General features: G+C 63.5%; 16 protein-coding genes. 8 read left to right on the forward strand and 8 right to left on the reverse strand.

Annotated features, from left to right (window positions below):
- Nucleotides 1–39 precede the first annotated feature (39 nt).
- Nucleotides 40–861, reverse strand: coding sequence for a tetratricopeptide repeat protein (locus tag NKI39_RS01825; protein ID WP_352470190.1), 822 nt, complete (start codon nt 859–861; stop codon nt 40–42).
- A 122-nt stretch (nt 862–983) separates the two neighbouring features.
- Between NKI39_RS01825 and NKI39_RS01830 the strand changes: the two genes are divergently transcribed.
- The 5 genes from NKI39_RS01830 to pdeM all read left to right on the forward strand — a co-directional run bounded on the left by NKI39_RS01830 (nt 984) and on the right by pdeM (nt 6,946).
- Nucleotides 984–2,348, forward strand: a complete 1,365-nt coding sequence (locus tag NKI39_RS01830; protein WP_352613902.1) for a leucyl aminopeptidase family protein — start codon at nt 984–986, stop codon at nt 2,346–2,348.
- 70 nt (nt 2,349–2,418) lie between these two features.
- Nucleotides 2,419–2,769, forward strand: a complete 351-nt coding sequence (locus NKI39_RS01835; RefSeq protein WP_023676939.1) for a MarR family winged helix-turn-helix transcriptional regulator — start codon at nt 2,419–2,421, stop codon at nt 2,767–2,769.
- The gene (locus NKI39_RS01840; protein ID WP_502898527.1) at nt 2,732–3,643 is read left to right on the forward strand and encodes a C40 family peptidase; all 912 of its coding nucleotides are present in this window, start codon (nt 2,732–2,734) and stop codon (nt 3,641–3,643) included. Before NKI39_RS01835 ends, NKI39_RS01840 begins: the two co-directional genes overlap by 38 nt.
- 67 nt (nt 3,644–3,710) lie before the next feature.
- Nucleotides 3,711–6,233: a ligase-associated DNA damage response DEXH box helicase gene (locus NKI39_RS01845; protein ID WP_352830462.1), complete on the forward strand. Its 2,523-nt coding sequence runs from the start codon at nt 3,711–3,713 to the stop codon at nt 6,231–6,233.
- The gene (gene pdeM, locus NKI39_RS01850) at nt 6,230–6,946 is read left to right on the forward strand and encodes a ligase-associated DNA damage response endonuclease PdeM (RefSeq protein WP_352830465.1); all 717 of its coding nucleotides are present in this window, start codon (nt 6,230–6,232) and stop codon (nt 6,944–6,946) included. The genes NKI39_RS01845 and pdeM overlap by 4 nt, the downstream gene beginning before the upstream one ends.
- Before the next feature lie 2 nt (nt 6,947–6,948).
- Here the strand turns inward: pdeM and NKI39_RS01855 are convergent, their stop codons facing one another.
- Genes NKI39_RS01855 through NKI39_RS01865 form a run of 3 tightly spaced genes read right to left on the reverse strand, consistent with a single transcriptional unit; the run spans nt 6,949 to nt 11,557 of the window.
- Nucleotides 6,949–7,884 (reverse strand): dimethyl sulfoxide reductase anchor subunit family protein, encoded by a 936-nt coding sequence (locus NKI39_RS01855; RefSeq protein ID WP_352830468.1) that lies wholly within the window; start codon nt 7,882–7,884, stop codon nt 6,949–6,951.
- An 11-nt stretch (nt 7,885–7,895) separates the two neighbouring features.
- Nucleotides 7,896–8,630 (reverse strand): 4Fe-4S dicluster domain-containing protein, encoded by a 735-nt coding sequence (locus NKI39_RS01860; protein ID WP_352830471.1) that lies wholly within the window; start codon nt 8,628–8,630, stop codon nt 7,896–7,898.
- Complete coding sequence (locus NKI39_RS01865) at nt 8,627–11,557, reverse strand: molybdopterin oxidoreductase family protein (protein ID WP_352830473.1); 2,931 nt, start codon at nt 11,555–11,557, stop codon at nt 8,627–8,629. The genes NKI39_RS01860 and NKI39_RS01865 overlap by 4 nt, the downstream gene beginning before the upstream one ends.
- Before the next feature lie 279 nt (nt 11,558–11,836).
- On the opposite strand from NKI39_RS01865, the gene NKI39_RS01870 reads away from it, so the two are divergent.
- Complete coding sequence (locus NKI39_RS01870; protein ID WP_352770812.1) at nt 11,837–12,739, forward strand: LysR substrate-binding domain-containing protein; 903 nt, start codon at nt 11,837–11,839, stop codon at nt 12,737–12,739.
- 5 nt (nt 12,740–12,744) lie between these two features.
- Here NKI39_RS01870 and NKI39_RS01875 read toward each other — a convergent pair whose 3' ends face one another.
- The 4 genes from NKI39_RS01875 to NKI39_RS01890 all read right to left on the reverse strand — a co-directional run bounded on the left by NKI39_RS01875 (nt 12,745) and on the right by NKI39_RS01890 (nt 19,876).
- Nucleotides 12,745–14,001: an Hsp70 family protein gene (locus tag NKI39_RS01875; RefSeq protein WP_352830476.1), complete on the reverse strand. Its 1,257-nt coding sequence runs from the start codon at nt 13,999–14,001 to the stop codon at nt 12,745–12,747.
- A 108-nt stretch (nt 14,002–14,109) separates the two neighbouring features.
- Nucleotides 14,110–14,901, reverse strand: a complete 792-nt coding sequence (locus tag NKI39_RS01880; RefSeq protein WP_352455141.1) for a TIGR02186 family protein — start codon at nt 14,899–14,901, stop codon at nt 14,110–14,112.
- The gene (locus NKI39_RS01885) at nt 14,901–15,824 is read right to left on the reverse strand and encodes a sulfite exporter TauE/SafE family protein (RefSeq protein ID WP_023676949.1); all 924 of its coding nucleotides are present in this window, start codon (nt 15,822–15,824) and stop codon (nt 14,901–14,903) included. The genes NKI39_RS01880 and NKI39_RS01885 overlap by 1 nt, the downstream gene beginning before the upstream one ends.
- Before the next feature lie 191 nt (nt 15,825–16,015).
- Nucleotides 16,016–19,876, reverse strand: a complete 3,861-nt coding sequence (locus tag NKI39_RS01890) for a peptidoglycan-binding protein (protein ID WP_352830479.1) — start codon at nt 19,874–19,876, stop codon at nt 16,016–16,018.
- 551 nt (nt 19,877–20,427) lie between these two features.
- On the opposite strand from NKI39_RS01890, the gene NKI39_RS01895 reads away from it, so the two are divergent.
- Both NKI39_RS01895 and NKI39_RS01900 read left to right on the forward strand, forming a co-directional pair.
- Complete coding sequence (locus NKI39_RS01895) at nt 20,428–20,889, forward strand: MerR family transcriptional regulator (RefSeq protein WP_023677331.1); 462 nt, start codon at nt 20,428–20,430, stop codon at nt 20,887–20,889.
- A gap of 237 nt (nt 20,890–21,126) precedes the next feature.
- Nucleotides 21,127–22,923 (forward strand): acyl-CoA dehydrogenase, encoded by a 1,797-nt coding sequence (locus NKI39_RS01900; protein WP_352830481.1) that lies wholly within the window; start codon nt 21,127–21,129, stop codon nt 22,921–22,923.
- Nucleotides 22,924–23,146 lie beyond the last annotated feature (223 nt).

Genomic DNA, 23,146 nt, shown 5'->3' on the forward strand with positions numbered 1-23,146 from the left:
TGTTGCGGAATTCGCGCGCCGGTTCGGCGCTCGAAGCGGTCAGTTGGTGGCGGGCTTTGCCTTGTCCTGGTCCTTGAGCTGGCTCCAGGCATTCTGCTGCGCCAGCATCTGGCGAAGGTAAGCGACGTTAGCCTGCGCCTGATCCGGCGACAGCTCTTGCGAGGCGATCTTCTCTGCCTCGTCGAAACGGCCTTGCAGACCGACGACCAGCGCAAGGTTCTGGCGGACGCGGCTGTCTGCATTCGGCTGCTGGGCGGCTGAGCGCATATAGGTTTCGGCTGTGCGCAAATCACCTTCCAGCACGTACGACATGCCGAGATTGGAAAGGATCGACGGTTCGTTCGGCCTGAGGTCAAGCGCCTTGCGATAGCCTTGGCGAGCCTCGTCCTTCTGGCCGAGCTGGTCGAGAATAGCAGCTTCCGCCGATACCAGTTTCCAGTCAGGATATTCGGGCGTCTGGGCGCGGCGCACGGCATCGAGTGCCGGCTCGAACTGTCCGTTGGCGGCAAGCGCCTTGCCATAGGCGGCGAGCACGTCGCGATCCTTCGGCAAGGCGATCGCCAGCTTGCGCATCACCGCAAGCGATTGGTCTGCGTCGCCGTCCATCTGCAGCGCCGCGGCATAATTTGTCGCGATCCGCTTGTCGCTGGGGTTTTTCGAATAGGACTGGCCGAGCGCCATCGTAGCGTTGTGCAGTTCGCCCGCCGACATTGTTTCCAGCGGCTTGCCGCTTGGACGAGAAATCGAGCCAGTCGTCAATTTGCTGGTTCCGCAGCCGGCGACGCCTGCAGCAAGCACCATCATCAACGCCGTGGTGATCAGCCTATTTGCGCTGGCGTTCATCCTGCGGTTGGTCGGCATCGGCACCAGGGCTCCGTTCATGCGCGTGACCATTTGCGAGGTCATCTTTCCTCCCGCAGAAATATTCTGTTAACCCTAACGGAGAGTTAAGAAACGCCGACTCGGAAGCCGGAGGCCAGCGAATGCCTGTCGAACTCGTCGAGAAAGAATTGAGCAATGCGCTGCCGGTCCATCTGGTGGCGAAGGATGCTCTGGCGGCGGCGGGCCTTGCGCCATCCTCGGTCGCCTGGGCCAAGGCCAACGGCTTTTCCGGCGAGGCCGGCAGGACGCTGATCATGCCTGGCGACAACGGCGCGATTGCCGGAGCCCTGTTCGGCACCGGTGATGGCGAGGGCGCACTGGCCATCGGCGCACTAGCGAGAGCCTTGCCCGCAGGCGAGTGGCATTTTGCGTCCGCACCGGCCAAGCCGGAGCTTACGGCACTCGCCGTGGCGCTCGGCGGCTATGTCTTCACCCGCTACGGCAAGAAGCCAGGCAAGACGCTTCGCCTCGCGCTGCCGGCAGGCACCGACGCCGCCCGCATCCGCCGCCTCGCCGATGGCATTTTCCTGGCGCGCGATCTGGTTAACACGCCGACCAGCGATATGGGCCCCGGGCAGTTGGAAAAGGCCGCCCGGACCTTGGCCGCGACGCACAAGGCCGAAATATCGGTGACCAAAGGCGACGATCTTCTTACCGCCAACTTTCCGATGATCCACGCCGTCGGTCGGGCTTCTGCCGACGCGCCACGCCTGATCGACATGATTTGGGGGCCGAACAATGCCCCCAAGATAACGCTGGTCGGCAAGGGCGTCTGCTTCGATACAGGCGGTCTCGACATCAAGCCGTCCTCGGGCATGCTTTTGATGAAGAAGGACATGGGTGGCGCTGCCAACGTGCTGGGTCTCGCTTCCATGATCATGGCCACCGGGTTGAAGGTTCGGCTGCGCGTGCTCATCCCGGCTGTCGAGAATTCGATAGCCGGCAACGCCTTCCGGCCAGGCGACGTGCTGGTGAGCCGCAAGGGCATTACCGTCGAAATCGGCAACACCGACGCCGAAGGACGGCTGGTGCTCGCCGATGCCCTGGCCTTGGCCGATGACGAAGAGCCGCAGATGCTGGTCGATATGGCAACGCTGACAGGCGCTGCCCGTGTTGCGCTCGGTCCCGACTTGCCGCCGTTCTATACCGGTGACGAGACGCTTGCATCCGAGCTGGCGGACGCCTCCGTTGCGGTCGAGGATCCGCTATGGCGGATGCCGTTGTGGAAGCCCTATGACGCCAAGCTGGCGTCGAAGGTGGCCGACGTCAACAACGTCACGCCGGACGGTTTCGCCGGCTCGATCACCGCGGCGCTTTTCCTGAAGCGCTTCGTGGAAAAGACCGCCGGCTGGGCGCATGTCGACATCTTCGCCTGGAACCCGTTCGACCGCCCGCACGGCCTTGCCGGTGGCGAAGCGCAAGGCATCCGGGCGCTGGAGCAGGTCATTTCGAACCGCTACGGCTGATTCTCGGGCATAGCCGACGAAGGTTATTGACTGAAACGGAACCGAAACAATTTTCCGTCATGCTGGACGGATGTCGATTATCATGCGTCCAAGCCAAGCGTTGCGACTATGGCAACAGGTGGTGCTGTCGGAGGTGCGCGACGACGCGCCCGATCTCACCATGCGCCAGACGGCGATCCTGTTCACCATCTATCTCGATCCGCCGCCCCACACGGTACGGGGGTTAGCCGCCCGCCTCAACGTCACCAAGCCGGTGATCACCCGTGCGCTCGATACGATGGGGGCGCTGAAACTGGTGTCGCGCCACCGCGACGAGCTCGACAAGCGCAACGTGCTGGTCAGGCGCACAGTCGAAGGCGCGCTCTTTGTCGAGCGCTTTGGCGATGTTATCATTGCCAGAGCCCAAGAGTTGCCCATTTGAACGAGTTGCCGATTTGACCGCCAGGGATGCCCGCCTCCATGCCTTCCGCTCCGATCTCGCCGACGCCAGGCTGCGAGGCGAGGTCGCCGCCGACCGTTTCGTCGCCGGCCGGCCGGCTCGCATATCAGCCTGCGTCGCCGACATCCGCAAGGCGCCGCGCCCGGACGCCGGCGTCGATACCCAGCTTCTGTTCGGCGAAGACGTCCTCGTCTTCGAGGACGTTGAGGGCTGGGCCTGGATACAGGCCGAGCGCGACGGCTATGTCGGCTATGTCGCCGACACCGTGCTGGGCGGTCGGGAGCATGCGCCCACCCATGTTGTCTCGGTGCCGCGCACTTTCCTCTATCCGGGACCGGATTTGCGGTTCCCGGTGAGCGGGGAGCTCTCGATGGGGTCATTGGTGGCGGTGACGGGCTCAGCGGAAACGCGCGGCACGCATTATGCTCTGCTGCCGTCCGGCCAGGCGGTCATCTCGAGTCATCTCAGGCCGGTCGCCGAGGTTCATCCCGACTACGTCGCGGTCGCCGAGGCGTTTCTCGGCACGCCCTATCTGTGGGGCGGCGTCTCCGGCTTCGGCATCGATTGTTCCGGTCTCGTGCAACTTGCAATGCACATGGCTGGCAGGCAAGTGCTGCGCGACACCGACATGCAGGCGGCGACCGTCGGCGAGCCGCTCGAACCCGGGCCGGATTTTGCCGGGTTGCGGCGCGGCGACCTGGTCTTCTGGAAAGGCCACGTCGCGATCATGACAGATCCGGAGACCATGATCCACGCCAACGGCCACACCATGCTGGTGTCGCGTGAAGGACTGAGGGAGGCGGTCGCCCGTATCGGCTATCTCTATGGCGGACCGACCGGGTTTCGCCGGCCGTAGCGCGAATCGATCACCTTTTGTTCTGATTCTGCTTGGCGATTGCGCGCCGCCGCGCTACGTCTGGCGCGTGACAGAGCAGCCGCGCCTTGCCGAACAGAATGCCGCCGTCGTCCTGCCCGAGCCATTTGTCAAATGGTTTGCGGAAAAGGGCTGGTCGCCGCGCGCCCACCAGATCGATTTGCTGGCCAAAGCCCAGGGCGGCCGGTCGGTATTGCTGATCGCCCCGACCGGCGCCGGCAAGACGCTGGCCGGGTTCTTGCCATCGCTGACCGAACTGGCCGGCCGGCCGAGGAGAAGGCCGGGGCAGGCGCATCGAGGCATCCACACACTCTACATCTCGCCGCTGAAGGCGCTGGCCGTCGACATCGAGCGCAATCTCGGCAAACCCGTCGAAGAAATCGGGCTGCCGGTCACCGTCGAGACGCGCACCGGCGACACGCCCGCACACAAGCGCCAGCGGCAGAAGCTGGCGCCGCCCGACATTCTCCTGACCACGCCCGAGCAATTGGCGCTGCTGATTGCCGCGCCCGATGCCAAGCGCTTCTTCGAGGACCTGCGCTATGTCGTGCTCGACGAATTGCATTCGCTGGTGACCTCGAAGCGCGGGCATCTCCTGTCGCTCGGGCTGGCCCGGCTGCGCTCGTTTGTGCCCGCCCTGCAGACGATAGGCCTGTCGGCGACGGTCGCCGAGCCTGACGAATTGCGGCGCTGGCTGGTCAGCCAGAATCCACCGGGGCCGATGGCCGAACTGATCGTCGTCACTGGCGGCGCCAAGCCCGACATCTCCATTCTCGATTCGGAGGAGCGCGTGCCGTGGGCGGGACATTCGGCCCGCTACGCAACGCCGGAAATCTACAACGAGATCAAGCGCCACAAGACAACCCTGCTGTTCGTCAACACGCGCAGCCAGGCGGAGTTGCTGTTCCAGGAGTTGTGGCGGGTCAACGAGGAGACCTTGCCGATCGCGCTGCATCACGGCTCGCTCGACGTCGCGCAGCGCCGGCGTGTCGAAAAGGCAATGGGCGAGAACGCCCTGCGCGCCATCGTCGCCACGTCGACGCTCGACCTCGGCATCGACTGGGGCGATGTCGATCTAGTCGTCCATGTCGGCGCGCCGAAAGGTGCCTGCCGGCTGGCGCAGCGCATCGGCCGCGCCAACCACCGTATGGACGAGCCGTCGAAGGCGATCCTGATACCGGCCAACCGCTTCGAGGTGCTGGAATGCAGGGCGGCGCTCGACGCCAATTATCTCGGTGCCCAGGATACGCCGCCGCTGGTCAATGGCGGGCTCGACGTCCTGGCGCAGCACGTGCTGGGCTGTGCCTGCGGTGCGCCGTTCCATGCCGATGCGCTGTTTGAGGAAGTGCGAACGGCAGCACCCTATGCCGATCTCGATCGGCCGACATTCGATCGCGTCATCGATTTCGTCGCCACCGGCGGCTATGCGCTGAAGAACTATGAACGCTACGCCCGTATTCGTCTCAACAAGGACGGGCTGTGGCGGGTCTCAAATCCTCGCGTCGCCCAACAATACCGGCTCAATGTCGGCACCATCATCGAAGTGCCGGCGCTCAACGTCCGCTATGTCCAGGCCGGCAGCAGAGGCGCGGCTTCGCGTGGCGGCCGGGTTCTGGGCAAAATCGAGGAGGCGTTCCTCGAAACGCTGACGCATGGCGACACCTTCATGTTCGCCGGCAAGCTGCTGCGCTTCGAAGGTATCCGCGAGAATGAGTGCTTTGTCTCGAATGCACCCGGCAGCGACGCCAAGGTGCCGTATTACGGTGGTGGCAAATTCCCGCTTTCGACGTACCTGGCCGAACAGGTCCGCGCCATGCTGGACGATCCGCAGCGCTGGAAGAAGCTGCCGGAGCAGGTCGCCGACTGGTTACGCTTTCAGGCCGACAAGTCGGTGCTGCCGAAACGCGACGATCTGCTGATCGAGACCTTTCCGCGCGGCAACCGCTACTATCTGGTGGCCTATCCGTTCGAGGGCAGGCTGGCGCACCAGACGCTCGGCATGCTGCTCACCCGCCGCCTCGACAGGGCGGGAGCCAAGCCGCTCGGCTTCGTCGCCACCGACTATGCGCTTGCCATATGGTCGCTGGCCGATATGGGCCATATGTTCAGGGCGAAGAAACCGTCGCTGGCTGCGCTATTCGATCAGGACATGCTGGGCGACGACCTCGAAGCCTGGCTCGCCGGCAGTTGGTTGTTGAAGCGCACCTTTCGCAATTGCGCGCTGATCTCGGGATTGATCGAGAAACGCCACCCAGGGCAGGAGAAGAGCGGCCGCCAGGTAACCGTGTCGACGGATCTCATCTACGACGTGCTGCGCAGCCACGAGCCCGACCATATCCTTTTGCAGGCGACGCGTGCCGATGCCGCGACCGGTCTCTTGGATGTCAGCAGACTTGCCGAGATGCTCTCGCGCGTCCAAGGTCGAATCATGCATAAGAACCTCGAGCAGATATCGCCGCTCGCCGTGCCGATCATGCTCGAGATCGGCAAAATGCCGGTGCACGGCGAGGCCGATGACACGCTGCTGATGGATGCAGCCACGCTGGTCGAGGAGGCCATGGGGACGAAATGACTGTCGCGCTCGCCATGGCTGCGCCTCTGGCGGATGCTGGCACTGTCCGTATCGCCGGCGAACGCGCGATCTGCGACCGTCGCGGCGTGCTCTATTTTCCCGAATTCCGGCTTCTGACCGTATCCGACCTGCATCTGGAAAAAGGCTCATCACTGGCCAGGCGCGGCACGCTGGTCCCACCTTACGACACCGGTGCGACGTTGCTCCGGCTGCAGGCGGTGATCGCCGATTATCAGCCTGCGATCGTTATCAGCCTGGGCGACAGTTTTCACGATGGCGGCGGCGCCGCACGTATGCACGCGAGCTTTCGCCAAAGGCTGGAAGGGCTGATGGTCGGGCGCGACTGGTTCTGGGTCGCCGGCAATCATGACCCGGAAGCACCGGCCGACCTGCCGGGCGAAACCGTGCGCGAATTGGCCATCGGTTCTCTGCTCTTCCGGCACGAGCCTTCGGCGGTAAGGGTAGAGGGCGAGATATCGGGCCATCTGCATCCTTGCGCCCGCATCGTGCAGCAAGGCCGTTCGGTGCGGCGTCGTTGCTTTGCCGGCGATGGCGGCCGCATGATCATGCCGGCTTTCGGCGCCTATACCGGCTCGCTCAACGTGCTCGATCGCGCCTATGCCGGGCTGTTCCGCCGCGAAACGCTGATGGCCTATATGCTTGGCACACAGCGCATTTTCGCGATTTCCCACGCGATGCTCAGGCCGGGCTGAACCTACCTGCCGTAGTACAAAGTGACCGTGTGCTTGGCCTCGGCGAAGAACAGCCAGCGCTCGACCAGCATTCCGGCGAGTTGGGCGATTGCGGCGAGTATCGACAGTGCTGCCGCATAGGGCCACGGCAAGGCGAACGCCGCGACCAGCAGCAACGCGGGCAAAGCAAAGGCCAGCACCTGCGTGATCTGGCGGAGTTTAGCGCTGTGCTTGCGCGCAATGCGAAAACCCATCTCCTTGAGCAGATAGTTTTCCTCGGTATGCGGCCATTCCAGCGACCGCACCGTGCCGCCGGAAAGCCCGGTTGCGGTGTTGGCATTGGTCGGGATCTCCAGCCTGTCATTGTATCGCCAGGTCGCCAGCTTCAAACCCCAGCCGAGTGCGGTCAGCAACAGGGCAGCTGCCAGAAGCATATTCGAGCCTGCGGCAAATCCCTGCAGCAGGGCGTTGAGCAGTACGCTGCCGGTCATCGCCGAAAAGACCAGGTAGGCGGGGAGGGTGAAGCGGCTGTGCCACTGGGCAATCGGCTTCAACGACGCGTAGATCATGCCGGTGGTGCAGACGGTTGCGACCGCGCCGATGGCAGCCAGCAGCCCGGCGACAGCCACCCAGCCGCTCGTGCGTCCGAGGATCACCCAGCCGATGCCGAACAGTCCCGCGGGGACGAAGGTCGCGACCGACGCAACGCCTTCGCGCGACAGCCATGAGCTACGCCATTGCGAGAAGGCACGCCAGGCGCGTTCGGGCCGGCCGAGATGGCCGGCCGACGACAGCAGGCCTGTCGAGATCAGGCCAAGCGCCAGCCCCATGCCGGTGAGGCCAAGCCAGAAATCGGGCGGGATAAAGCCCTGTCCAGCGAGCACGCCAAGCAGCGCGAGCAGGCCGTAACCGGCGCCCGTGGCCGTGGTGAAAAAGACGACGGAGAAGGCTGGATGCATGAAGGCACGGGTCAGTTCGAAAGCATGCGGTCGACCCAGCCGAGGAAGCCGCCTTCGGCCCGCACCGCTTCAAGCGCTGGCGCCGGCACCGATGCGGCGCGGGTGGTGTGGGCACGTGGCGGCAGATATTTGTTGGTCGGCTTATAGCCCATTTCCGGCATCAGATCGACACCGCCGCGCTCGGCCACCAGTTGCGAGATAGCGGATGCCGGATCGCCTAGATCGCCAAAATGCCGCGCGCTGGTCGGGCAAGCAGCGACGCAGGCCGGCACGCGATCTTCTTCCGCCAGATTGTCGTTGTAGATGCGGTCGACGCACAACGTGCATTTCTTCATCACGCCGACATTGGTGTCGAATTCGCGCGCTCCGTAGGGACAGGCCCAACTGCACAGTTTGCAGCCGATGCATTTGTCCTCGTCGACCAGCACGATGCCATCCGACGCCCGCTTGTAGGAGGCGCCGGTCGGGCAGACCGTGACGCACGCCGGCGTCTCGCAGTGCAGGCAGGAGCGTGGGAAATTGACTGTGCGCCCACCCATCTCCGTGATGTGCTCATAACTGTGCACGCGGTTGAACCAGACGCCGTCGACATTGCCGCCATAGGGGTCGATGTCGGTCAGCGGCGCCATATGGCCGCCGGTATTCCATTCTTTGCAGGCGGTAACGCAGGCCTGGCAGCCGACGCAGGTGTCGAGATCGATGACAAGGCCGAGCTTCTTGTCGGTATGGGCGGGAAGGCAAGTCATTCGGCGGCTTCTCTTTTCATGCGGAACTCGGCGCCGAAACTGAGCTTGTCGGGCGAGAGCTCAGAGTCCGGCAGCTGGCGGAACCGCTCGAACTGCGGTTCGGTGAAGCCCGCTTCCTCGGGCGCGCATTTGACGATGCGCACGCGCAGGTCGAACCATGCGGCCTGGCCCGTTACCGGGTCGGAGTTCGAATAGCGTTTGCCGTTGGCATCGGCGGAGGTCTGGTCGCCGATGATGTGGTTGAGCAGGAAGCCGCGATTGGATTCGGCCGCGTCGTCCTTGAGCCCCCAGCTGCCGCGCCGTTTGCCGATCGCGTTCCAGGTCCACACCGTATCGGCGTTGACGCCGTCGGCCAGCTTGATCTGCCCCTTGACCTTGCCGTTGATGCTCTCGATCCAAACCCAATCGTCGTCGACAAGGCTGAGGCCGGCTGCCGTCCGGTAGTGCACGAACAGTCGGTTCTGGCTGGTGATCTGCCTTAGCCAGGCATTCTGCCCGCCCCAGGAATGGTACATGTGCATCGGCCGCTGCGTCAGCGCGTGCAGCGGATAGGCTTGGCTGTCGACCGCAGCCTCTTCGAAGGGCGCATACCAGAACGGCAGCGGATCCATATAGGTCTCGATGCGGCTGCGCTCCGCCTCCGGCGGCAGCACCCCGCCATGGCCGCGCGCCGCAAGGCGAAAGCGCTGCATCGGCTCCGAATAGAGTTGGAAGACGATCGGCTCGGCCTTCGGCATGAAGCCCATGCTCTCAGCCAATTCGAGATACGAGCGGTTGGCCATCTTGTAGTAGCGCTGATCGGCGGCGAAATCCTGGTGCCAGAAGCCGCCATTATCTATGTAGCGCTGCAACTGGTCGGGATTGACCTCGCCCTTGCCGACCGAGGCCCCGTCCTTGCCGCGCCAGCCGGCGAGCGGACCGACACCTGGCGTGCGCTCGTGATTGACGATGTAGTCGGCATAGTCGCGGTATTTGGCGGAGCCGTCGTCATGAACGAAGCCGGGCAGACCGAGCCCCGCGCCGAGTTCGATCAGCACCGTCTGGAACGGCCTGACGTCGCGGTCCGGCTCGACGACCGGATGGCGGATGGCGTCGCCCGGACCGTCGGCATGGCTGATCGGCCGGTCGAGCAGACTGATACAGTCATGACGCTCGAGATAGGTGGTGTCCGGCAGCACCAGATCGGCAAAAGGCACGGTCTCGGCATAATAAGCGTCGGAATAGATGATGAACGGGATCTTGTACTCGCCCGACGCTTCGATATCGGTCAGCATCGCCATCGTCTCGACCGTATTCATCGACGAGTTCCAGGCCATGTTGGACATGTACATAAACAGAGTGTCGATCTTGTAGGGATCGCCGGCCCAGGCGTTGCGGATAACCGTGTGCATGAGCCCGTGTGCGGCCAGCGGCGCATCCCAGGAGTAGGCCTTGTCGATACGAACAGGCTTGCCGCCTTCATCGATCAGCAGGTCCTCCGGTCCGCAGACGAAGCCGAGCGGCATGCCTTCGAGCGGTGTCATCGGCTTCACATTCTTGCCGGCGGGCATTGGACCCGGCGGCGCGGACCGCGGATAAGGCGGTTTGAAGCGGAAGCCGCCCGGCACGTCCACCGTGCCGAGAAGCACCTGAAGCAGATGAATGGCGCGGCAAGTGTGAAATCCGTTCGAATGGGCCGAGATGCCGCGCATCGCATGCATCGACACCGGCCGACCCTTGATGGTCTCGTGCCGGCGGCCGGCCCAGTCCGTCCAGGCCACCGGCAATTCGATTTGCTGTTCGAAGGCGACATGGGCGAGTTCTGCGGCAATGCGTCGGATGGTGTCGGCGGAGATGCCGCACCGGTCAGCGACGGCGTCCGGTGAATAGCTCTCGTCCAGATAACGGTCGGCGACGAGTTGGAAGACCGGCACGCAGCGGCGGCCGTCGACGAGAAAGCTGCCGGTCAATGCGGGCTTCGCGTCGGCATCGCTGGCATTGACAGGCATCTTCGCCACCCTGTCCCAAGCCTGCGGATTGCCCTCGCCATTGCGCATGAACAGCCCGTCATCGACAGCTCCAGGCTCCTGAACGACCAGGATGTGGGCATTGGTGTAGCGCAAGAGGTACTCGAGATCGATGCGGCCAGCCTTCAGCAATTCATGGATGAGGGCGAACACGAACAGGCCGTCGGTGCCGGGCCGGATGCCGATCCAGTCGTCGGCAATTGCATTATAGCCGGTGCGGCAGGGATTGATTGAAACCACCTTGGCGCCGCGCGCCTTGAGCTTGCCGAGTCCGATCTTGATCGGATTGGAATCATGGTCTTCGGCAACCCCGAACAGCATGAAATATTTGGTGTTGTCCCAGTCGGGCTCGCCGAACTCCCAGAACGAGCCGCCAATCGTGTAGAGGCCGCCGGCCGCCATATTGACCGAGCAGAAGCCGCCATGGGCGGCGAAGTTCGGCGTGCCGAACTGGCTCGCCCACCAGCCGGTCAGCGATTGCGACTGGTCGCGCCCGCTGAAGAAGGCAAGTTTCTTCGGATCGGTTCGGCGGATGTTCGAAAGCCGTTCTGTCGCGATCGACAAGGCTTCCTCCCACTCAATCTCGCGGAACTCGCCCGAGCCGCGCGGGCCGGTGCGCAGTAGCGGCTTCTTCAGCCGGGCCGGGCTGTAATGCTGCATGATGCCGGCGCTGCCCTTGCCGCACAGCACACCGCGGTTGACCGGGTGATCCTTGTTGCCGTTGATGTAGCGGACCTTGCCGTCTTTGATATGGACGTCGATGCCGCAGCGGCAGGCGCACATATAGCAAGTCGTCTTGGCGACGCTGTCGGAGACATCGGGCGACGTATCGACGCCGTCGCCTTCAGCGGGCGCGCGTGTATCGGCAAGCGGCCGTTGTGATGGTGCCGAATTGGCTCCGCGCAGCAGGTTGTTGGTCATGATCCGGTGATGCTCTTGCGCTCCGCGACCTTGGCTCTCGTCTTCGGGCCGGGGCCGCGCATGTAATGCTCTTCCGGCCGATAGCGTTCACCCAAGAGCCGCGGCCGCAGGCTGCGGGTCCAGTGCGCAAACACGGATTTGAACCGCCCCACCAATTCTACCCTCGACTGCTCTGGCGCGACTTTTTTCCAATTTCGGGTCAAAATTTAGAACAAAGCGACCGATCCGTCTAACAACTTGCTCTTGTAATTCCAATCGGATTTGCTTCTTAGTGTCGGAATGACCCTGGACCAGTTGCGGATCTTCGTTGCCGTCGCCGAACGGGCGCACATGACCAAAGCGGCCGAGTTGCTGGGCATCTCACAGTCGGCCGCGTCGGCCGCCATCCGCTCGCTCGAACAGCAGCACGGCGTCCAGTTGTTCAACCGAGTGGGCCGCAATATCGAGCTCGCCGAGACCGGACGCCGATTCTTGCCCGAGGCCAAGGCGGTCCTCGAGCGGACTGCGGCCGCCCACAATGTGCTGGAGCATGTCGCGCAGACGATATCAGGCAGTCTCTCGATCGCTGCCAGCCAGACCATCGCCAGTTATTGGCTGCCGCGCCGGCTCGCCTCTTTCCACGAAGCCTATCCTGCCGTCAGGCTGAGCGTGAGCATTGGCAACACCAGGCAGGTCGAGACCAATGTACTTGATGGCGCAGCCGATTTTGGCCTGGTCGAGGGGCGCACCGAATCCGACATTTTGCGCCGTGCCAAGGTCGATATCGATCGCATGATGCTGGTCGTGGCGCGCTCGCACCCTGAGATCGCAGAAGTTTCGCCTGGACATCCCGACCTTGGCGGGCTTCGCTGGATCATTCGCGAAGGCGGGTCGGGCACGCGCGAGGTGCTGGAGGACCTTGCCCGACGCGACGGGATTTCGTTCGCGGACCTGCAGATATTCCTGGTATTGCCGAGCAATGAGGCTATTCGCCAGGCAGTCGAGGCCGGCGCCGGCGCCAGCATCATTTCGGAACTCGTCGTCGCGCGCGCGGTCGCCGAAGGCAGTCTGCGTTCCGTGCCGGTCGATCTGCCGAAGCGCGAATTTGCCATGATCACGCATCGCGACCGGCAGCCAAGCCTGGCCCAGATGGCGCTCAAGGCGCATCTTGGCGGCAAAGCTGAGAGATTCGCGCCGCTTTAAGCCGATCAGCCGAACTTCCGCTGCGCGTCGAGCGCCAGCCCAAGCCCGACCGAGCCGAACACATCGCCTTCGATTACCGACGCCTGCGGCACCAGCGCCAGGATCTGCTGCCTGGCCAGCGGGATCGCGGTCGATCCGCCGGTCAGGAACACCGCGGTGATGTCCGAGGCCTTCACCTGTGCGTCGCGGATGGTCTGCTCGACCGTAGCCGCAACACGCTCAATGTCCCTGGCTATGGTGGCTTCGAGACCCTTGCGCGTGATTTCTGCCGTGAACCTCACCTCGGGCAGCGCGACCTCGACATCGGCCGACGATCGGTCCGTCAGCTCGATCTTGGCCTTTTCGACCAGCGCCGCCAGCGCGTGGCCGTAACGATGCTCGATGATGTGGATGAAGCGGTCGACCAGGTCTGCGTGCTCCGCCTCGTAGCGGATCTGGCGCAGATGCGTCATCGCCCTCGCGGTATAGACCAGGTTGATGCGCTGCCACGTCGCCAGGTCGATGAAGTAGCTCGCCGGCAGATTACGTTTGCCATCCTTGGTCGGTGAGAGATGGCCGAGCTGCGGCATCACATGGGCGATGCTCAGCAGCCGGTCGAAGTCGGTGCCGCCGATGTGGATGCCGCGGCTGGCCAGGATGTCGTCCTTGCGGTCAAGCGAGCGGGCGCGCTCGGGCGAGACCCGCACGATTGAGAAGTCGGACGTGCCGCCGCCCATGTCGACGATCAGCGCCAGTTCCTCGCGCGTCACCTTTTGTTCGTAGTCGAGTGCCGCGGCAATCGGTTCGAACTGGAAGGCGATCTGCTTGAAGCCGTGGGCACGAGCGGCGTTTTCGAGTTCGTGCTCCGCCTTGGCGTCGGCCTCGGCATCGTCGTCGACGAACTGCACGGGCCGTCCCAGCACGACGCTGTCGACCGCGTCATGGGCTTCTTCTTCCAGCTTCTTTTTCAGATGGCCGACGAACAGGCCGACAATCTCCATGAAGCCGATCGAGCGCGCCTTGATGCGCGTCTTTTCGTGGGCGAGCGAGCTGCCGAGCACACTCTTCAACGAGTGCATCAGGCGGCCTTCGATACTGTCCGTATAGTTGGCAAGGGCGCGTCGCCCGAAATAGGTGCGGTTGTCCTCGAAATTGAAGAATACCGCACTGGGCAGCGTGACTTGGCCGTCTTCCAACGCCACCAGCCGCGGCTGCCCGTTCCTGACCACGCTCACGGTGGAATTCGAAGTGCCGAAGTCGATACCGGCAAATGCTGGTCGCATCGTGCGTTCCTGTAGTTCTGATTTGGGGAGCAGCAGCTCGTATCCGGTCGGGCCGGGGGTCGCGGTCTAACCCATACCCTCGGAAAGGGAAACCACTTTTACGAGAGTTCAGTCTTTCCTGAACACCAGTCTTCCGAGCCAGCCGGTCAGCATGGCCAGCGATACGGCAAAGACACCGTAGAGGAAGGAATAGTCGTGCGCGACGCGGAAGATCGACTGTTCGAAACCGGACTTGCGGATTTCGAGCTGGGCGGAGCTTTCCTTGATGAACAGGCCGCTCTTGAACAGGAAGGCACGGGCCTTATGGGTGCCGACCGGAACGTTTGGGGCGAGCCTGACGGTGGCGCGGAACAGGTTCTGCGACAGGAACTGCACACCGCCGACATTCTCGCTGTAGAGGCCGGTCGCCGCCTTGCGTTCGCGCAGCGCGGCGGTGAACTCCTCGATTGTCGCCGGGCTGTCCTCCGCGTCGGCCGGCTGCAAATAGAGGTTGGAGGCGCCAAGCGACAGCTGCTTGTAGCTGTTCGGATCGGTGACGTCCTGCAGCGGCCGCGTCGTCGCCACCGAATAGGAGACAGGTACGTTTTTGAAGGTCTCCGACTCCAGATTGACCCAGACGCCGAGCACCCGGTCCTTGCGGCGCACGACGACCGGCCGAGCCGGGCCTTCCAGCACGACGATCACGTCGTAGCGCCCTTGCCGCGCGACAAGCGGATCGGCATTTTCCAGTGAGCCGAAAATGGTCAGGTCGGCGCCGGAAAAGCCGGCGGTAATCGAGACATTGTCGGTGGAAAGGCCGATCTGGATGTTTTCGGTTAGTGGCGCCTGCGCCTTCGCCGGTGGCGCAGCAGCCAGCAGCGACAGCAAGGCGGCGGCCGCGAGCGTCCTTAGGCCGGCCATCAGCTCAGGCCCACGCCGGACAGAGAATAGAGATTGGGCGGCGTGACGAAAAGATCGATGGCAAGCCGGATGGCTACCGCCAGCACGAGCAGCGCCAGCAGCGCCCTGAGTTGCTCGCCCCGCAGCCTCTGACCAGCCTTGGCGCCATATTGCGCGCCAGCGACGCCGCCTGCCATCAACAGGAAGGCGAGCATGACGTCGACCGTCTGGTTGGTGGTGGCGTGGACCAGCGTGGTGTAAGCCGAGGTGAAGATGATCTGGAACAGCGAGGTGCCGATGACGACGTTGGTCGGCACTTTCAAAAGGTAGATCAGGGCCGGCACCATGATGAAGCCGCCGCCGACGCCCATGATCGAGGACAGGAAGCCAATCGCCGCGCCCAGCCCAAGCACCGGAATGACGCTGACGAAGAGCTTCGAGGCCCTGAACCGCATCTTCAGCGGCAGGCGGTGGATCCAATTATGCTGGCCGGATTTCTTCAACACCGGTGCGGCGCCGCTGCGAGTAGCGCGCAGCGCATTGACGCTCTCGACCAGCATCAGTCCGCCGACGGTGCCGAGCAGCACGACGTAGAGCAGCGAGATGAACAGGTCGAGCTGGCCGAGCCGGCGCAGGAGCGCAAAGACATAGATACCACCAGTCGAGCCGACGATGCCGCCGGCTAAAAGCACGCCGCCAAGCTTGAAGTCGAGCGTGCCGCGCTTCATGTGCGACAGGGCGCCGGAGAAGGAGGAAGCGATGACCTGGTTGGCGCCGGTGGCGACCGCGATTGCCGGCGGTATGTTGTAGAAGATCAGCAGTGGCGTAATGAGAAAGCCGCCGCCCACGCCGAACATGCCCGACAGGAAACCCACCGCCGCACCCATGGCCAGCAGCACGAAGATGTTGACGGAAATTTCCGCGATCGGGAGATAGATGCCCACCCGTCAGTCTCGATCAGTTTGCCTCCTGGCGAATGCAACCGTTGCGGGCATTTTGCGTCAGAAGGCTATCTCGTTCTTGCGCCGGCCGGGCCGTGAAGTCAAACTTCGCCGCACCGCCGAAACAAAAAACAACTCAATCAGTTAACAGGCAAATCTGTGGCAAGGGCGTCGCGGAAACGACGCATCCGCCGTTATTTACGCGCAAGCAGCGCCTTGACCAGCTTTTCGTCGATCGCGCCGGTTGCCTTCATATCGTTGTCGGCCTGGAAGGCCATGATCGCGTTCTTGGTTTTCTGGCCCATCATCCCGTCGGGATTGCCGGCCTCGTAGCCGTTCTTGTTGAGAATGCGCTGGATGTTCTGGACCGCTTTCTTCATGTCGATGCTGGCGGTCGTCTGCGGTGTGCCGTCCTGCCACGATTCAGGAACGTCGGCCGAATTGGCGGCTGGATCGAGCGGCTTGGCCTTCCACAGTTCAGCCGCGGCCCGCGCACGCTCCAGCTGCTCGGGCCTCAGTGCCTTGGCGATCTCATCGCGCTTGGCCGCCGCATCCTTGTCGCCGGTCTTGGCGACGAGTGCGAACCATTTGTAGCTCTCCTCGAGGTTCTGCTTCATGCCGACGCCCTTCGCCGCGAGGATGCCGAGATTGAACTGGCTATCCTTGACACCGAGATCCGCCGCCGCCTGGAACCAGCGCGCTGCCGATTCATTGTCGGTCACGCCATCCGCCGCCATCGCAAACAGCACGGCAAGATTGTGCATCGCGCTGGCATTGCCCTGCGCTGCGGCAAGCTGGTACCAGGTTTTCGCTTTCTTGATGTCGCGTGCGACGCCGATGCCCTTCTCGTAGAAATTGCCGATGCGGTATTCTGCCGGCGCGAAACCGAGTTCGGCAGCTTTCTCATACCATTTGGCCGCCGCCGCCATGTCTTCTTTGACGCCGCGAGACTCGGCGTAGCGCGAGCCGATCTCGAACAGCGCCTTGGCGCCGCCGCCCGCCGCTGCATCGCGCAGGGCGGCCGGACCGGCATCGGCCGGAACGTCGATCTTGGCAACGCCTGCCGCGGCAGCATCCGCCGGTGGCACCGTGCCGGTCGTGTCCTGCGTCGCAGCGGTGGCTATAGCAGGCGCGGCAGCCATTGGCTCGGCGTCGCTGGCCGTCGCCGCTGCCGGCGTGGGCACTGCGGCCGCGGTGTCTTGCGCCGCCAGGTCAGCGGGCTCCGCGGAAGCCGAGGGCGCCGTCGATGTCTCGGCTGCCGGTGTAGCGGGGCCGGTTTGCGCCGCCGTGTCGTCCTTGGTCATCGATGCGGATGGCTCTGCCTGCCTGACGGTGGGCGACGGCGCGCTCTCCTGTGGTGTCGTCTGCGCGTCCGCCTTCGGCTCGCTGGCAACGCTGGCCAAATTGGTTTCCACCGGCTGTACGGCCACGGCCGGTGCCGCCTCATTGTTGGTAACTTCGACCGGGTCGGAGAAGAAGGCTTTGCCCAGTTGCAGGCCGGCAAGCGCCAGCATGATGGCGATTGCCCCCATCAGGATCGGCTTGCGCCGCGCCTTGAGCAGGTCGCCGATCCTGAGTGCCTTGACCGGGCCTTTCATCGTCGACTGGCGCTTGAGGGCGTCCGCCTCGGCAGCCGCCGCTTGCGCAGCCCGTCTGGCTGCCGCAATGAAGTCCGATTTTGCCGCCTCAGCGCCGCCTTCCCGGGTCGGCTGCCCGCGCTCGTCGCGCACGCGCTTCATGATGGCGCTGAGGTCGGGTGCGCCGGAGCCGGGTTCCAGTGGCCGGTTGGCGAGCTTGGGGTCGAGGGGCTCGTCGAGATCGACGCTCGGTATCTCGGCGCTCTGCGCCGAGCCTGCAAGCGGCGGCATCTCGGCGTCCTTCTTGCCCTTCAAGGCGCGCGCCAGCCCGCCTAACATCGATTTCCTGCCGCCGCCTTGCTCGGATTTTTCACGCGTCGTGTCTGAACCGAGAGCCGCCAGGGCTGCTGCGGCGGCGGCCTCGGCTGGCGTACGCGGACCTGGCTCGTCGCGCACGAGCGCCGCGGCGCGGCCGTCGAGATCGGCCATGCTGCCTGTCAACGGCAGCGGCTGGTCGAGGTCCATCGACGGTGCGTCCTGTATCGAGATCTTGGATGGCCGGCCGAAACGCTTGCTCAACTCCGCGCTTGCCGGTTCGCCCGTCTCCAATGAACCAAGCCTGTCAACGATCTTGAGCAGCGTATCGTGGATAGCCTCGAACGTTCTCGAATTGCGCTCGTCCGAACGCCGCGTCAGTGCCTCGAGCGTCTTCAGGTCCTGGGCGAGGCCGGTAACGGCCGCCGTGTTGGCGCTTGATCCGGCCAGTGAGCGGACGGCGCTCTCAGCCGCCTCGCGCGCCGCGCCGAGGATGGAATCGCGGGTTCCGGCCAGCGACTTCTCGATTTCGTTGAGACGCGGGCTGATGTCGTCGAATTCCGGCAGCGGCGTGCCAGGCTTGGAAAGATGCGCCGTCAGGCCGGCGACCTGCGCTTCAAGACTGCGGATCAACGCCGGGTCGATGCTGGCGACCTGTGCCGCGGACGAATCCAGCCGGCTTGAGATGTCTTCGAGCCGGCTCTCCAGGCCACGGATCGCCGCCTCGTTGGCGGGATCTGGAACGCGCGTCTCAATCCGCTTGGCCAGCGCGGTGAAGCGGGCGTCGATGGCATCCATGATGCCGGCGCTATCGACCTGCGGCATGCGCTGGTCCAGCCTGTCGGCGACCTCGTCCAACCGGCGCTCAAGGTCGCGAAACAGCATGTTGCCTTGTTCGATTGCGTCGCCCTGGCGACGTTCCATCATGCTGGACAGCACGTCGAAGCGCTGCTCGAGCCCCTGGAAGATGTAGTCGGCGTCGGGCATGGCAGGTGCGTGGTCGATCTTGTCGGCAATAAGCGCGACTTGCCTGGCAAGGCGCTCCATCGCCTGTTCCGGCAGATTGGCTCGGCCGGCCAGTTCATCCACGCGGCTCGACAATGTGTTGAGACGGTCGATGACCTCCCGACCCGGACGATCCTGCGACACTTCTTCGATTTGCTGGGCCAGTGAATCGATCCGCTTCTCGATGCGTTCGAAGGGCTCGGGGTCGAACGAATTGGCTTGCGCGGCAACCGTCGAGGCGACGATCGCGCGGGAAATCTCGTCGAGCCGCTCGTCGATCTGACTGAATGTGTCGCCGCCGCGATTGTCCTGCTGGCGGGCGAAATGGTCGACCGCTCCGGCAAGCGTGCGGACCTTTTCCTCGAGCGAGCGCAGCGACAGCGATTCCGGCAGATTGCTGACGGCATTGCTGATCTGTTCGAGCCGCTCCGTTAGCGCCGACAGGCCGGGTGCATCGGAACGCTTGCGCTGATCGGCCTCGACGCGATCCTCGAAAGCGTTCCAGCGGCGGTCGAAATCGTCCCAGCGGCGTCCGACCGCCTGCACGCTCTCCTCGCGCGCCAGCGTATCGAGCGCGGCTTTGACCTGCTCAAGCTCGAGCCGCAGCATATTGACGCTTCTGTCGTCGCTTTTTTCGGCCAGTGTCTGGATGGCGCCGGAAAGCCGCTCGAATTCGACGCTGAGTTCGGCGCTGCCTTTGCCGCCGCCATTTGACTGGAAGGCTCGCTCAATATTCTTGCGCAGTACCTCGAACTCGCGTTGCAGGCCGGAGGTCATCTGCTGGCGCAACTCTTCGCGCAGGCCGCGCAATTCGCCGGCGATCTTGCCGGCTAGGGCGACGCCGTCCTCCTGGCCCCGCACCCGGTCGATATCGCGGGCGATCGCCTGGTAATTCTGGTCGAAAGCCGCTGCTGGACCTTTCGGCCGCTGCGCGCGTGGATCCTCATACCGGCGCTGCTGGCCATAGGGTTGGGCGCTGGGATAGCGTGGTTCTGCCGCTGGTCGGCGCGGATCGGCGTGGCTTGCCGTCTCCTCGCGCGTCCGCTCCAGCCGCTGCTCCAGAGTTTCCAGGGAGCGGTTGAGCTCTTCAAGCGTCGTGTGCGGCCGGCGTTGCCTGCCGGCGTTGAGTGTATCGAGGTAGGACCGCTTGCTGTTCATCAATGCGCCCGTTTCAGAATTGCTGGCTTTCACCAGGTTCCCAAAGTCCTGCCGGGACGAAGGCGACTGCTTGGCTTGTTGCAGTGGAAGACGAGCTTCCCGGTCTCATCCGCGCTCCGAAAAACCGTGAAAAATTCAGTACAGGATAGACACGGGTAACCGACATGCGCACATTTCGCCCCAACGTGGTAAACAACGCGTTAACCAAGCTTAAGAAGTTGCAACTTTGTCGGCTGGCTGCCGACGGCGCCGGGTGTCTTTTTTGGACGCGCAAAAGACGTTGTAGAATTTTGATCAGCCGCATGATCGCTCCCGAAATCGGCAACGACCTTTTAGGTTGTCCGCTGGTGCTGCGGCATAAAGTTGCAAGACCAGAACACTCTTGCGTGCTGAGGCGGCTATCGATATAGAATTGACGTAAACGTAAATGAGCGGATTACGCCGTTTGCGATTTGTTTGTTGAAACCACGAGTGGAAGCACGCCCCCGCTTTCACTCAGGCGACGCAAGGTCCGCGACCGCGACGCCACCAGACGGGGAAAGCCAGTGACCATGAAACTTATTTCGCCCGGCCAAGCCGCGGCCAACACCAACGATATGTCGAGCGAAGCCGGTGAAGAGCTTGTCCGCATCGGCGAAATGGCCAAGAAATACGGAGTGACGCTGCGTACGCTGCGCTTCTATGAGGACAAGGGTCTGCTCAACCCGCAGCGCGACGGCTCGACCCGTCTTTATACACGCCGCGACAGGGCCCGGCTGAAGCTGATCCTGCTTGGCCGCAAGGTCGGGTTCTCGCTGCGTGACGTCAAGCAGATGATGGACCTCTACGATCCGAACGGCTCCAACACCAAGCAATTGCGGCTGGCGCTCGACAAGTCGGAGAAGCAGCTTGCCCGCCTGCAGAAGCAGCGGGCGCTGATCGACGATGCCATCAGCGAACTGAGTGCTTCGATGTCGACCGTCCGGCAAATGCTGATCGAGCGCTCGACCCCGCAGGCCAGTGTGGCGAGCTAAACTAAGCTTTCGATTTGTGACGAATAGGAGCCGCGCGGCTTTCGCTGCGCGGTTCTTCGTCGTTTGCCGTGCTTTGTCGTTTGTCGTCCTGGCGCGCGGGAGAAAATTTGCCGCAGCGCAGAATTGACGTTTACGCAAACGTCAATATTTGTTATCTCGACCACAACGTTGGTCCGTCTGCCATCCTCATATGCTGGGGCTGAGTTCGGGGCCAAGACCGCATGGTGGAGGAAACGCATGCCGATCTACAGAGCGCCGGTCCGGGACACGCTGTTCGTGCTGAACGAAGTGCTGGGATATCAGCGTTATTCCAATCTTCCCGGATTTTCCGACGCCACGCCGGATGTGCTCGAGGCCATCCTTGCCGAGGGCGCGAAGCTCGCCGAAAACGTGATGCAGCCGCTGAACCGCGTTGGCGACGTGGAAGGCTGCATGCGCCATGACGACGGTTCGGTAATGACGCCGAAAGGCTTCAAGGAAGCTTTCGACCAGTATCGCGAAGGCGGCTGGATGGGGCTCGCGGCACCTGTCGAGTTTGGCGGGCAAGGCTTGCCCTACGCAGTGCACACTGCGGTTGCCGAATACATGGTGTCGGCCAATATGTCGCTGATGATGTATGCCGGCCTGACGCAAGGCGCGATCGCTGCGATCATCACCCATGGCACCAAAGAGCAGAAGGCAACATGGTTGCCGAAGCTGGTCGAGGGCGCCTGGACCGGCACCATGAACCTGACCGAGCCACACTGCGGAACCGATCTTGGCTTGCTGCGCACCAAGGCCGTCCCAAATGGCGACGGCACCTACAGGATCTCCGGTCAGAAGATCTTCATCTCGGCCGGCGAGCATGACATGTCGGACAATATCGTCCACCTGGTGCTGGCCCGTATCGAGGGCGCGCCGGATGGCGTGAAGGGCATCTCGCTGTTCATCGTGCCGAAGCTCAAGCTCGATGCCTCAGGCAATCCGGGCGAGAAGAACACCGTCTCCTGTGGCTCGATCGAGCAGAAGATGGGTATCCATGGCAACTCGACCTGTGTCATGAATTACGACGACGCTGAAGGCACGCTGCTCGGCGAGGCCAATGGCGGGCTGAAAGCAATGTTCACCATGATGAATGAGGCGCGGCTTGGCGTCGGCCTGCAGGGCCTCTCGCTATCGGAGGTCGCCTATCAGAATGCGGTTTCCTACGCCAAGGATCGTCTGCAGGGCCGCTCGCTGTCAGGGCCGAAGGCGCCGGACAGGAAGGCCGATCCGATCATCGTCCATCCGGACATCCGCCGCAGCCTGATGACCATGAAGGCTTTCAACGAGGCCGGCCGCGCGCTGGCGCTGTGGACGGCGATCAAGTCCGACATCGCTCACCGCTCCGGAGACGACAAAGATCGCCAGGTCGCAGACGACTACACCGGCCTGATGACGCCGGTGGTCAAAGGCGTGCTCACCGACAAGGGGTTCGATCATGCGGTAATGGCGCAGCAGGTCTTCGGCGGCCACGGCTATATAGAAGAGCACGGCATGAGCCAGTTCGTCCGCGATGCGCGCATCGCCATGATCTATGAGGGTGCCAACGGCATCCAGGCGCTCGATCTCGTCGGCCGCAAGCTGGCCTTGAATGGCGGCCGCGCGGTCCAGGCCTTCTTTAGGGAAGTCGGAGAGTTCTGCGAGGAGAACCGCACCGACGAGACGATGGCGCCCTTCACCAAGGCGCTGAAAAAGGGCCTCAACGATCTGCAGGCGGCGACGATGTGGCTGGTGCAGAACGGCATGGCCAAGCCCGACAATGCCGGTGCCGCCTCGACCGACTACATGCATCTCTTCGGCCTGGTGGCGCTGGGCTATATGTGGGCGCAGATGGCCAGGGTGGCCGCAGCGAAATTGGCTGATGGCGCTGACGGCGCTTCGTCTTTCTACGACAACAAGCTGGTGACGGCGCGCTTCTTCATAGAGCGGATCATGCCGGAGACGTCGGCGCATCTTGCCCGCATCTCCAGCGGTGCCGACACATTGATGGCACTGCCGGCGGAAGCGTTCTAGCTTCGGCGTTCCCCTCCCCCTCGAGGGGAGGGTGGCCCGAAGGGCCGGGAGGGGTCCTGCGTGCAGTGCGCCGACCTCCATTCTGGTGCATGCCTTGGAGGAAAATGATCGCAATGCCGTGGCACATGGCGCAGGTTGTAAAAGATAAGGTCGAGCAAGTCATCGGCGACCCCACCCGGCCGCTTCGCGGCCACCCTCCCCTCGAGGGGGAGGGGAACGTCGG

It is taken from the genome of Mesorhizobium sp. M0664 (assembly GCF_040320565.1).
GTDB lineage: Bacteria > Pseudomonadota > Alphaproteobacteria > Rhizobiales > Rhizobiaceae > Mesorhizobium.